This window comes from Priestia sp. KCTC 13724, assembly GCF_056820425.1.
Genome location: NZ_JBXDLD010000017.1, coordinates 38,019 through 49,952, shown reverse-complemented (window position 1 = coordinate 49,952; position 11,934 = coordinate 38,019). Strand labels below are relative to the sequence as shown.

17 protein-coding genes are annotated in these 11,934 nt (G+C 37.3%); 11 read left to right on the top strand and 6 right to left on the bottom strand.

What is annotated here, in order from left to right; genetic code table 11:
- On the bottom strand, positions 1–726 hold a 726-nt coding region (locus AC1UFB_RS02375), incomplete at its 3' end, for an SH3 domain-containing protein (RefSeq protein WP_482588436.1).
- 423 nt (positions 727–1,149) lie between these two features.
- Between AC1UFB_RS02375 and AC1UFB_RS02370 the strand changes: the two genes are divergently transcribed.
- Positions 1,150–1,716, top strand: a complete 567-nt coding sequence (locus tag AC1UFB_RS02370) for a GrpB family protein (RefSeq protein ID WP_328101830.1) — start codon at positions 1,150–1,152, stop codon at positions 1,714–1,716.
- A gap of 37 nt (positions 1,717–1,753) precedes the next feature.
- On the opposite strand, the gene AC1UFB_RS02365 is transcribed toward AC1UFB_RS02370, so the two are convergent.
- Entirely contained in the window at positions 1,754–2,437 is a 684-nt protein-coding gene (locus AC1UFB_RS02365; RefSeq protein WP_025911287.1) for a DUF4397 domain-containing protein, read from the bottom strand.
- Between the two features lie 207 nt (positions 2,438–2,644).
- On the opposite strand from AC1UFB_RS02365, the gene AC1UFB_RS02360 reads away from it, so the two are divergent.
- Positions 2,645–2,806 carry a hypothetical protein gene (locus tag AC1UFB_RS02360; RefSeq protein WP_482588434.1) on the top strand — a complete coding sequence of 54 codons (162 nt, stop codon included), beginning with the start codon at positions 2,645–2,647 and terminating at the stop codon, positions 2,804–2,806.
- Positions 2,807–2,868: 62 nt separating this feature from the next.
- On the opposite strand, the gene AC1UFB_RS02355 is transcribed toward AC1UFB_RS02360, so the two are convergent.
- Both AC1UFB_RS02355 and AC1UFB_RS02350 read right to left on the bottom strand, forming a co-directional pair.
- Complete coding sequence (locus AC1UFB_RS02355; protein ID WP_025911288.1) at positions 2,869–3,159, bottom strand: hypothetical protein; 291 nt, start codon at positions 3,157–3,159, stop codon at positions 2,869–2,871.
- Between the two features lie 529 nt (positions 3,160–3,688).
- Entirely contained in the window at positions 3,689–3,982 is a 294-nt protein-coding gene (locus tag AC1UFB_RS02350) for a putative quinol monooxygenase (protein ID WP_025911289.1), read from the bottom strand.
- Between the two features lie 177 nt (positions 3,983–4,159).
- On the opposite strand from AC1UFB_RS02350, the gene AC1UFB_RS02345 reads away from it, so the two are divergent.
- Positions 4,160–4,474: an ArsR/SmtB family transcription factor gene (locus AC1UFB_RS02345; protein WP_025911292.1), complete on the top strand. Its 315-nt coding sequence runs from the start codon at positions 4,160–4,162 to the stop codon at positions 4,472–4,474.
- Between the two features lie 114 nt (positions 4,475–4,588).
- Positions 4,589–4,765, top strand: a complete 177-nt coding sequence (locus AC1UFB_RS02340; protein WP_482588433.1) for a hypothetical protein — start codon at positions 4,589–4,591, stop codon at positions 4,763–4,765.
- Between the two features lie 48 nt (positions 4,766–4,813).
- Here AC1UFB_RS02340 and AC1UFB_RS02335 read toward each other — a convergent pair whose 3' ends face one another.
- Positions 4,814–5,176, bottom strand: a complete 363-nt coding sequence (locus tag AC1UFB_RS02335; protein ID WP_076512423.1) for a CHY zinc finger protein — start codon at positions 5,174–5,176, stop codon at positions 4,814–4,816.
- Positions 5,177–5,331: 155 nt separating this feature from the next.
- Here AC1UFB_RS02335 and AC1UFB_RS02330 point away from each other — a divergent pair, with 155 nt between their 5' ends.
- Entirely contained in the window at positions 5,332–6,396 is a 1,065-nt protein-coding gene (locus tag AC1UFB_RS02330; RefSeq protein ID WP_328101879.1) for an undecaprenyldiphospho-muramoylpentapeptide beta-N-acetylglucosaminyltransferase, read from the top strand.
- 77 nt (positions 6,397–6,473) lie between these two features.
- On the opposite strand, the gene AC1UFB_RS02325 is transcribed toward AC1UFB_RS02330, so the two are convergent.
- On the bottom strand, positions 6,474–7,136 hold the full coding sequence (locus AC1UFB_RS02325; protein ID WP_025911297.1) for a hypothetical protein: 663 nt from the start codon (positions 7,134–7,136) through the stop codon (positions 6,474–6,476).
- A gap of 339 nt (positions 7,137–7,475) precedes the next feature.
- On the opposite strand from AC1UFB_RS02325, the gene lepB reads away from it, so the two are divergent.
- The 6 genes from lepB (at position 7,476) to AC1UFB_RS02295 (ending at position 11,746) form a co-directional block, all read left to right on the top strand.
- Positions 7,476–8,030: a signal peptidase I gene (gene lepB / locus AC1UFB_RS02320; RefSeq protein ID WP_100347187.1), complete on the top strand. Its 555-nt coding sequence runs from the start codon at positions 7,476–7,478 to the stop codon at positions 8,028–8,030.
- Positions 8,031–8,112: 82 nt separating this feature from the next.
- Complete coding sequence (locus AC1UFB_RS02315) at positions 8,113–9,216, top strand: oxidoreductase (RefSeq protein WP_100347188.1); 1,104 nt, start codon at positions 8,113–8,115, stop codon at positions 9,214–9,216.
- Positions 9,217–9,435: 219 nt separating this feature from the next.
- On the top strand, positions 9,436–10,362 hold the full coding sequence (locus AC1UFB_RS02310; RefSeq protein WP_411831189.1) for a sulfite exporter TauE/SafE family protein: 927 nt from the start codon (positions 9,436–9,438) through the stop codon (positions 10,360–10,362).
- Between the two features lie 308 nt (positions 10,363–10,670).
- Complete coding sequence (locus tag AC1UFB_RS02305; RefSeq protein WP_100347189.1) at positions 10,671–10,910, top strand: hypothetical protein; 240 nt, start codon at positions 10,671–10,673, stop codon at positions 10,908–10,910.
- A gap of 96 nt (positions 10,911–11,006) precedes the next feature.
- On the top strand, positions 11,007–11,474 hold the full coding sequence (locus AC1UFB_RS02300) for a hypothetical protein (protein ID WP_482588431.1): 468 nt from the start codon (positions 11,007–11,009) through the stop codon (positions 11,472–11,474).
- A 146-nt stretch (positions 11,475–11,620) separates the two neighbouring features.
- A complete protein-coding gene (locus tag AC1UFB_RS02295; protein ID WP_482588429.1) occupies positions 11,621–11,746 on the top strand; it encodes a hypothetical protein in 126 nt (41 codons plus the stop codon).
- Positions 11,747–11,934: the final 188 nt, after the last annotated feature.

Below are 11,934 nucleotides of genomic sequence, written 5' to 3'. Positions count from 1 at the left end.
ATCAGCTTTCACATCGGCTAAGTATTTGTTGGCAACCCAGCCAGTTTTACCGTTACTCGTTTTAATCTGCGACCAGTCTCCGTTTTCTTTAATCACGGTTACTTTGGCATTGCGCGGCAAGTTGGTAACGATGGAAGCTGAAGTGCTAGCGGCAGAACGAACGTTTAAAGAGCTAGCATTCACGGTAGCTTGCTTGGAAACAGACGTACCCCCACTTTCAGAAGAAGGAGTAGTAGATCCCGATCCCCCTTTTAAGTATTGATTGGCAACCCAGCCAGTTTTACCGTCACTCGTTTTAATCTGCGACCAGCCTCCGTTTTCTTTAATCACGGTTACTTTGGCATTGCGCGGCAAGATGGTAACGATGGAAGCTGAAGTGCTAGCGGCAGAGCGAACGTTTAAAGAGCTAGCATTCACGGTAGCTTGTTTTGAAACAACATTTGTGGGTGATGTTTTTTTCTCTATGTATTCACTTGATATCCAAGCGTCTTTGCCATTAAGTTGGATTTTTGCCCATCCTTGTTGTTCTGTTAATACATTAATTGTGTTTCCTTTATACAGCTTGCCAACGATTGCCCCACTTGTGCTTGGAATTGCCCGCACGTTTAATGATGTGGCATTAACAGTCGCTGGTTGAGCGGCTTCAGCTTCTAAATTAAAAAAAAGAGCCGAAGAGCTCAGAGCAGCAGTTGTACAAACTGCATACATCATGTGTTTATTATTCATCTTTTCCTCCTTGCATTCTACTAAATTTACTTAAAAATAAAATGGATTTCAAAGCATATATCGGCAACTTAACCAAAAATTCAAGGTAAAACTATATTTCTCTTAAGTTACCTACATTATCCATCATACTACATGTCGAACGGTGACGGTATAATGAATTTGTCCTAAACAAATGGAAGATAAAAAGGGAGAGTGCTTTAGCGTTAACTTTTAATTCATAAAAAAAGAAGCATATATAAGGGAATATTAACAAGTAAATGGAGTATTTATTAATAATTTAGTCCACATTGCTCAGAATGAAATGGTCAATTTTCATAAAATTTTTGAAAGAGGAAATTGTATAAAAATAATTATTAGAAAATTATTTATTTTTAATTAATTTAGTGGTAAATTATAAAGAAAGCTAAAGAGAGGTGGAGATCATTGGTTGAACTTGTGAATTATGAAACAAAATGGCCGGTTCTTTATGCATTTGAAAAAGAAAAGGTAACCTCAATGCTTAAAGACTTTTCAATTGAAGTTAAGCATATTGGAAGTACAGCTATCCCTAATATGTCGGCTTCTCCAATTATCGATGTATTAATAGGTATTCAACGTTCTGAGGACTTAACGTCAGTTATTGAAATATTGCAAAATGGCCCATATGTTTATATAGAAGAAATGAATATATTTATTGCTCTAAAAGATGAGGCTTCTTTGTTGCATTATCCAAAATATATAAAGGAAAATGACTCCTACTGTGCAATACCAACTCATATTCAACACGCTCATCTGTACGTAACGGCCGTTGATTCAGCCTTTTGGGATGGCTGCTTAGCGTTTCAAGATGAACTTAAGAAAAGTGAAAGGCTACAGGAAGGGTATATAGACCTTAAAAACAAACTTGCATCTTCATATTGGAATAATTATGAGCGATATATGGAAGAAAAACAGGCTTATATTCAAGCGTATGTTTCTTCTAAAACTTTGCAATCAACAGATATAAAATAGAAAAAGCCAGCGCAAAAACGCGCTGGTTTTTTAAGCGTTACTTTGTATCTTCTAAGATAATTGTTTCAAGTTGGCTTGCAGTATTCACGGCTAAAACCGTATAATTCTTACCATTTTCTACTTTAGTACCTGGAAGTCCAAGTATTTCTTTGCCATCTTCGGTTGTTACGCTTAAATCATAAGCACCAGGAGCAAGAGTCTGGTAGTCGGATACTGTTTTGAATGCTAAATTTGTAAACAGTGGAGCGGCTCCTTTTGGTCCAACGTTAACAGCTGGAGCATCAGGTGAAAAGTGAGCAACACGAACTTTTGCTTTATCAGGCGTTCCTACCGTATTGTTGGAGATTGCTTTTAGTTCTAACATATCTACTTTGTTAATAGCAGCAATCGTGTAAGACTTTCCACCTTCTACAACAAGCGTTGCTTTTACTACGGGCTCTTTTGTTCCTTTTGTACCAGTTGCATAAACTTCTACTTCATGTGATCCAGCAGGTACTTGTAAAAAATCCGTAGTATCTTTAAATTTAACACCTTCAACAACGGGTTTTGTATCTAAGAAGATATCAACTGCAGGCGCATCTGGAGAAGCATGTACGATGCGAACATCAGCATTCTTTGCAGGAACTGCTTCGTTAGGCGCTTTTGTTTCAGAAGCAAATACAAGTGTGCGGCTTATGGCAATCAGCATAATCGCCGTAAGTATAACTAATAGTCGTTTCATGTTCTTTCACTCCTCATTTCATCTTGAGACAGTTGTATGTAAGGAAACTGTTCAACTATTAGCGTATACAAATTAAAAGCAACTATACGAAAAAATGAGACTGAGACATAAGTAGTTCAGCCTCTACTATACCTGAACGATTGAGAGTTCATAACTTTTAATCGTTCAGGTTTTTTGGTTGATTGTGAAAACAATGTTGGAAACAGGGTGGAATGGAGCGTAGGACACTCGACTCCTGCGGGAAAGAGAGGAAAACATGAGATCCCGCAGCGCAGCGAGGAAGCTCAGATTCCTCCCCGCGGAAAGCGAGTGGCCGTAGCGCAATGGAACGAATGTGTTGAGACAAACCAAAGAGATGGGAACAGCTAGTGTTCGTCTCTTAGAAGCCATCATTTTGTTATGTCCCAAACTCATTTTGTTAGAGGGCCCTTTTAGCGATAAGGGCGTAAGAAAAATGTGCGGAATAGAGCAATAACTGCAAGCAACGTAGTTAATCCCCAAGTGAAGATATAGGCTAATCCCAGCCCAATATTTGCATCTAAATAGTTATGTTTGGATTCATCGTATAGAGCATAAAGTAAAGGAGCAGAACAAACGAAAAAACTCGCAAGTAGTGCAATTCCTTTCCAAGGTTTAGGGCGTCTAATTGTCCAGAATAAGCATAAAAAAGCAACGAATAGTAAAAGAAACGTTCCCACTTGTATTACGTTTAAAATAATCATACCGCTAATCACCTTCTTAATAATTGACTATGACTATTATAGGCATAGAACTTAGAAAAAGAAAGGAAAAAGAGGCTGGGACATAAGTAATTCAGCCAATGATAAACCTGAACGATTGAGAGTTTCTCACTTTTAATCGTTTAGGTTTTTTGTTGATTGTGAAAACAATGTTGGAAACAGGGTGGAATGGAGCGTAGGACACTCGACTCCTGCGGGAAAGAGAGGGAAACGTGAGATCCCGCAGCGCAGCGAGGAAGCTCAGGTTCCTCCCCGCGGAAAGCGAGTGGCCGTAGCGTAATGGAACGAACGTGTTGAGACAAACCAAAGAGATGGGAACAGCGAGTGTTCGTCTTTTAGAAGCAATCATTTTGTTATGTCCCAAACTCTTTTACATTGAACTGAAATCCATGCTTTTCTAACATGGCGCGAACCTCAGGATAATAGATCGTTTTATAAATAGAACTTACTGTTTGTGACCAGTTGCGTATCCATTAACTTGGCTGGACTCATACTTTCAAAGTGCTTTGAATTATTCGGGCTTAGAAAATGAAGTTTTTGCTTCTAAAGGAGCTACTAACACGCCATCTTTAGCAAACTGAACGAACGATACAAAGTGAGCAGATTGATTATGAGCTTGAATAGAAGCCTCATCTTTCCACTGTTCAAGCATTACAAATGAATTTTTTTCAAATGCGTCTTCAAATAATTGATAGCTCACGTTTCCATCCTCTTCAGTAGAATGTTTAATTAATGTTTGAATAGCTTCTAAAAAAGCATCGCGCTTTGCAGGATTAATTTTCATATAAGCTTGAATGGTAATCATATTTATTTCCTCCTAAAATGAAAAGGTTTTTTAGTCGTATTTAAAACGTTAGTCTTATTAGTTCGAAAACCATCGAACAATGAACACTATATCACTTGAAAAGTGGCCATGCAAGCATTAAAGTTCGGAGATTATCAAACATTGAAAAGAGGTATGAGAATGTGATACCTTTTACGTATGAGAAATCCATATCAACCATCCAAATCTGAAATTCGTTTAACGTCTATCTTACATGCTTTGAGTGATCCAAATCGCTTGCGTATTGTACAATGTTTAGGGAAAAGAAAGGAGAGTCACTGTTCTTATTATCAGACGCTTAATGTATCAAAATCAACGCTATCCCACCATTTTAAGGTACTGCGCGAAGCAGGAGTTATCAAGGTTAGAATTGAAGGAACACAGCACTTTTACTCACTGCGAATAGAAGATCTAGAGGAGCTATTTCCAGGTTTGCTCTCAGCAGTAGTTAACGTTAACGAAGAGTTACTATAAAAGAGGCTGGGACATAAGTAATTCAGCCGATGATAAACCTGAACGATTGAGAGTTTCTCACTTTTAATCGTTTAGGTTTTTTTGGTTGATTGTGAAAACAATGTTGGAAACAGGGTGGAATGGAGCGTAGGACACTCGACTCCTGCGGGAAAGAGAGGGAAAACGGAAATCCCGCAGCGCAGCGAGGAAGCTCAGGTTCCTCCCCCGCGGAAAGCGAGTGACCGTAGCGCAATGGAACGAACGTGTTCAGACAAACTAAAGAGATTGGAACAGCTAGTGTTCGTCTCTTAGAAGCAATCATTTTGTTATGTCCCAAACTCTTCTTAATGAATGAAGCACTTAGACCTCAAAATAGAGGTGAATATGCAAGTTACACCCTGGATTGAAAGCAGCTTGGCAGTGTGGGCATCGTGATTTACAAGATAAGTACTCAGTAACGCTTAGCTCATTATGACATGCACCACAGAGGATAGCTTTTGTATTAAACAGCTTTTGAGGCCAAACTTTAGCTGAGTGATCTGCTGTTTCTTCATGACAGCGATGGCAAGGATAGTAGTCTTCACAGCAATAAAATTTTATTGAAATAATATCTTTAGCGGAATGATAATGAACGCAACGCGTTTCTTGGTCGATTGTTTTTCCTTTAACGTTCTTAATGAGAATCACATCCTTTTTGAAAGCTAAACATGATAATTGTATCATGAAATTGAGCATCGTTTGGATTTTAAACAGTATATATACATAGAAGGTGTTATAATAAATGCGTTAAGCCTTTATCATTTATATAAAGGCAAAGAATCTTTCAATGAATAGAAAATTAAAAATGCGTGAAATGCAGTGTAAAGAGAGGAAATAAGATGAGTAAGAACGTAATTGTATTTACTGGCGGGGGAACAGCTGGCCACGTTACTCCCAATATTGCTATTATGAAAGAGTTAGATCAAGAGAAGTGGGATATTCAATATGTAGGCTCTCATAATGGGATTGAAAAAGAATTAATTACAAACTTAGATATTCCGTATTATGCGATTTCGAGTGGGAAACTTCGTCGATACGTGGATATGGAAAATGTAAAAGACGTCTTTCGAGTAGTTAAAGGTGTAGGAGACGCAAGGCGAGTGTTAAAAAAGCTTAAACCTTCGCTTGTGTTTTCTAAAGGTGGATTTGTAACGGTACCTGTCATTATGGCAGCGAAGTCGCTTAATATTCCAGTATTTATTCATGAGAGTGATTTAACTCCGGGACTGGCAAATAAAATCGCTCAGCGTTTTGCAACAAAAATTTTCACATCATTTGACGAAGCAGCTGCTTATTTTCCGAAAGAAAAAGTGCAGGTTGTGGGTTCGCCGATTCGTCGAGAATTATTTCACGGAAAAGCAAACAACGGTCAAAGCTGGCTCCGCTTTTATGATAAAAATCCAATTCTTACAATTATGGGTGGAAGCTTAGGTGCGCGAAAAATTAATGAAGTTGTTCGTGAATCGCTTCCAGAACTTCAAAGAAAGTTCCAAATTGTACACCTGTGTGGAAAAGGCAACGTTGATGAGAGCTTAGTTAACTTGCCGAGCTATCGCCAGTTAGAGTACGTGAACGAAGAGCTACCTGACGTGTTAGCAGCGACTGATTACGTCATTACGCGCGGAGGATCTAATGCTATTTTCGAATTTTTAGCTCTTCATAAGCCAATGATGATTATTCCTTTATCTAAAGCGCAAAGCAGAGGAGATCAAATCCTGAATGCAAAAGCTTTTCAAAAGAAAGGTTACTGTACCGTTTTAGAAGAAGAGCAGCTTACAAAAGAAACATTTTTACAAGAATTAGAGCTTCTTCAAAAACAAGCAAGTGAAATGAAGCGTACAATGCGTGAAGCGACAAAAACAGACGCTATTTCTGTGTTAGTGAAAGAGATAAATCAAATTTAAAGCATGTAATTTAAGTACCAAAAAAAATCAGCTGCTATAATAAGCAGCTGATTTTTTTTATGGGAAAGTTGATGAGTTTACTTTACAACAATCGTTTCTTTTTGCTTTTTGCCTTCTTTTTCCCATGTTACTTCAATCATGGCAAACGTAATGTCTTCTGTTACTTGGCTGCTGTCTTTTACGTCATAAGCTTTAAGGTTATTACTTAATACCGTATCAACAGAAAGAAGCTGTTCGGCATTTTCTTTTTGAATAGGTTGCACGGTGGTATAGCTTTTAACTTCGCCTTCTTCTTTTAGAAATTCTACTTTGCCACGCCAATGTGCTGTTTTTCCTGCTAACGTTTTAATGGGTTTATCTATTCTCTTAGCGGTAGATTTGTGATCATTGGCATGAATAAAGGACAAGATATTATCGCGCATTAACGTCATGGAATAGTTATGATAAAAATCTTTATCAATTTCCCCTTTTTGAAGAGCCCGATCAAGCTGAGAAAATTGCTTATCCGCTAAAAATAAAAGAAGTTCCTGCTCATTAATATTTCGTTTTTCGGCCATTTGAGCAATCGTCGTGCCACTTTTCCATTCTTTTTTAAATTCTTTACTATTTATATGTAAAAACTCTCTTAACTCGGTATAGTTATAGCGATACTGAAAGCGTGGTTCTTCAGCAGCCCATGAGGTAGAGGTACAGGTGAAAAACAGCATTAATGTTGTTAAGAGAAGGATGATTTTTCTCATGTCGATTACTCCTTTCATCTGATTGTTTGTTATTGGTTAGCTTTTAACAGATAGAGTAAATTATGCATTATTCTTTACTTATCACCTCATTAGGCAATATGATGAAGTATGATAAAAAATGACAATTTGATAAAGAATATGTAAAAGCTAGTCTCTATTAGCTTCATGATGATATAATAAGAGGGGTAAAGACGTAACTTGCGTAATGGAAACCTCTAATGTTAAATTAGGGGTTATTTTTTTACTATGTAAGTTAGTCTTTCTACTATGTAATGAGAATAAATGTGTAAAGAAGAAAATAATAAAACAAATGAATGTTTCAATAAAGGAGTTCAAAACATGGCTACTGAAAAGACGACAAGTGATCAGCTGAGAAGTCTGTTTAAGTCCTTAGTCTGCATAATTGCACTTATATATATTATTCGTACTTTTATATTTGGCCCATATATAGTTCAAGGAGCTTCGATGAACCCGACGCTAGAAAATGGGGAACGATTGTTTGTTAACAAATTGTCTTACGCTATCCATGATTTGCAACGTGGAGATATTATCATTGTTGATGGAAACGGAGAAGCTAAGCATTATGTAAAACGAGTAGTTGGGTTACCTGGAGAGGAAATTGAAATGAAAGATGATGAATTATATATTAATGATAAGAAAGTAAAAGAACCGTATTTAGAGCGTAATTTACAAGCAGCTCGATACTTACAAATGCAGTTAACCGGAGATTTTGGCCCAATTAAGGTCCCTTCAGACTCAATATTTGTAATGGGTGATAATCGATTATATAGCAAAGATAGTCGAAATGGATTAGGGAATGTTAACATCAATGATGTAGTAGGAAAGGCAGAATTTGTTTTCTACCCCATTCAGAACGTAAGGAACGTTTACTAAATAACGTTCCTTTTTTATGTGATAAATCGTCATAAAGGATTGAAATAAAAGCCAAGCTAAAAGAAAAAAGGGTGTGAAACCTTTGAATGCCTCATATGAAAAATTATTTAAACATTTTAAATTTGTCCACGGAATGGAAATGAAAAATCGCCTTGTTATGGGGCCTTTATTTACGCAGAGTTCTCATGAAAATGGAGAGTTGTCTGATAAAGATATGGCTTTTTATCGAGAGCGAATTAAGGATGTTAGCATGGTGATAGTAGGCCCCGCTTATATAGAAGAAGGCGGAAAGGTAATGGATGGTCAATTAGGGATTCATAGAGATTATGTAGCAAGAAAACTCCATGAATTTACAGCCATGGCAAAAAGAATGAAGGTTAAAACGATTTTACGCATCTCTCATGGTGGAGCTTTGTCAGCTGAGTATTTAAAAGTTGGGGACAAAGCAGTTGCTCCTAGCAGGGTGGCGGTCCGTAGAAAAGGAAAAAAACCAAAAGAACTGAATGAACCTCAAATAGATCATACGTTACACGCATTTGCTCGTGCAACCGAGCGTGCTATTCAAGCTGGCTTTGATGGGGTTGAAATTGAAGGAGGAAGCGGACATCTTTTACAGCAGTTTACTTCAAAGCAAGCAAATCATCGTAAAGATACTTTTGGAGGAATAGCTGAAAATCGCCTGTCTTTTTCAATTCAAGTCATTCGCATGGTCTCCAAAGTTATTAAAAATACTACTAATAGACCCTTTTTACTTGGTTATGCGATGACTCCGGAGGAAAAGGGATATGGAGGCAATAAGGTAGATGATACCATGGTATGGATTGATCAGTTAATTGAAGAAAAAGTTGACTATGTTCATTTAGAAGTCAAATCTTTTCATGCTAAAACAACGCCTCATAAAGAGGGTGAGGCTGAGGTTGTGCCAGCGATTATTAAACATGTAAATCAGCGCATTCCCATTATTAGCGGAGGAAATTTATTTACACCTTTACAAGTGGAGGAGGCAATTAGAGGAAAGTTATCAATGGTAACGATTCAACAAGCTTTAAATCTAGATCCTTACTGGGTGGAAAAAGTAAGAAGAAGCGAAGAGCCATTCTATGGAAAGGTTCCTGAATTAGAAGAAGTTGAAGCTTATCAAAAAGTAGATAGTAATGAGGTTGAAGATTTATTGGAGGAACTTTAAAAAAGAGAAATCATTATTTATGATTTTCAAAAAACATAGTTGACTTCTAGGAATAGTTTGAATTAAAATGAAACCATCTCATAAAAGCTGAATATACTGTAGCTAGCAATGAGTGGGCTGATTGGAAAAACCGAAGGCTTCTAACAATAGGTTAGGAGTCTTTTTTTGTTACCCAAATACAAAAAGGACTTTAACTATAAAAGAAAACAATTTATCATCATGAAAGGGGAAGGAAATAAAAAAATGAAAAAACTACTTACGTTTGCAATTATCGGATTTTTCGCTCAATTAATTGATGGATCGTTAGGAATGGCTTACGGAGTTACATCAACCACGCTATTACTCACATTTGGAATTGCACCTGCTGTTGCATCTGCATCCGTTCATTTAGCGGAGGTCGTAACGACTGCTGCATCAGGAGCTTCCCATATTAGATTTGGAAATGTTGATAAGACAACCGTATTACGCTTAGTAATTCCAGGGTCAATTGGAGCGTTTGTTGGAGCGTGTTTTTTAAGTAACATACCAGGTGATATGGTAAAGCCTTATATCTCTACATTTTTACTGCTATTAGGGGTTTACGTTTTAATTCGGTTTTTATTTATTTTTAAAGTGAGTGAGGAAAGGGAAGCAAAGCCATTATCTGCAAAACAATCAATTCCTTTGGGGTTAATAGCGGGATTCGCTGATGCTACGGGGGGAGGAGGATGGGGACCAATTGCTACCCCAGTTTTATTAACAAAACGTGGATTGAGTGCTCGTAAAGTTATTGGTACAGTAGACACGAGTGAGTTTGCTATTGCGGTTTCAGCTACTTTAGGATTCTTAATTTCGCTTGGTTGGGAACAAGTGAACTGGATGTGGGTAGCTGCTTTAATGATTGGTGGAATTATTGCAGCGCCAATCGCAGCTTGGCTTGTACGAATTATTCCAGCCCATTTATTAGGGGCGTTGGTAGGTGGCTTTATTATTTTGACTAATGCACGAACTCTTTTAATGTCTAGCTCTGTTTCTACTCCTATGCAAACAGCTATCTATGCGTTTATTTTAATTGTTTGGGCTGCTTCCATCACGTTAGCGTTAAGAAGAGGTCAAAAAGAAAAAAAAGAAGCGGGAAACCTTGCAAATAAAGTGGTAAATAATTAAAGAGTGAGGCTGGGACATAAGTAATTCAGCCAATGATAAACCTAAACGGTTGAGGGCTCCTCACTTTTAATCGTTCAGGTTTTTTGTTGATTGTGAAAACGATTTTGGAAACAGGGTGGAATGGAGCGTAAGACACTTAGCTCCTGCGGGAAAGAGAGGGAAAACTGAGATCCCGCAGCGCAATCGAACAAACGTATTCTGACAACGTAAAGAGATGAGAAAAGGAGTTGTTCTTCTTTTTGAAAACTTGTTTTGTTATGTCCCACCTTCATGTATATATTGCCTTATAAAAGAAAGGAGCTATTGATATGCCGTTTAGCTATGTAGAATCGTTATCTTGTCCAAAATGTCAAAAGAAATATGATGCATCTAAAGCTAGAGGGACAGCGACCTTTGCTGCAGTGAGACAACTAAAAGCGAGTGGGTGGCTAAAAGGAACGGAGCACATAGTTTGCTTAAATACAGGACAAGGAATTAAATACCCAGAGAGCGTAGAAGAACATGTAAAAGTTTTACAACCTAGTGATCGAATTTCATTTATCAGATAATGCTTAATTTAGTAGTGCTATGGTACAATAAGGATAAAAATGACCGAATGAAGATTATATAATCTTCATTGGAATATAAAGGTGTGAAAGAAGTTTGTGGTTTATTTTATTCTAGTTCTTGTAGCAGCAATCGAAATTATTGTTTTAGGAATTAATCGATCCGTATTTGTCAATATCCCATTGGTAGAATTTTATATTGTCCCGCTTATAGCTGTAATAGCAGCTGCTATTTTATTATCAAAGCGACCGAACCGAATGATGCGAGTAGCTCGACAAGGGTTCTTTACAGCAGCCATTATTGTGTTAGTATTTGTCCCAGTTATTTATACAAACAACCTTCCATTATATAGTTACGAAGAGGCAAAAGATATACTCGCCCAGCGAGAACAGCTTCTTCTATCTCAATTTATGGAAGGTGATAAAGTGTATGAAGCAAATGGTCCTCAGAATTCTCAAAAGAGACAATATTTGCTTACAGTTGCGCGTGGAGAGCAAGTGTTAAAGTATGCTTTTGACCCTTTTAGCGGAGGTTTTGAACTAATATCGAGAGGTAGCAAAGAGTAAAAGGGGCTGGGGCATAAGTGTTTCAGTCAATGATTTGAGCCTGGGACATAAGTAATTCAGTCAATGATAAACCTGAACGATTGAGAGTTTCTCACTTTTAATCGTTCAGGTTTTTTGTTGATTGTGAAAAAGATTTTGGAAACAGGGTGGAATGGAGCGTAAGACACTTAGCTCCTGCGGGAAAGAGAGGGAAAACTGAGATCCCGCAGCGCAATGGAACGAACTTGTTTTTACAACTTAACGATGTTAGAACAGTCATGATTCGTCTGTGAAAATGAACCATGTAGTTACGTCCGAGTTTCTTTTTTGTAAGTTACATGTACTAGTTTGACAAAATTCTTAACGAGATTTTGTATAGATCGAGAGAGGGCTTCTTATCGCAATAGTAAGTTTTGTACTTTTTTTATTACAGAATTTGTTATTATTAGGTAGGTGCTGTAGGTTATTAAGTTATTACATT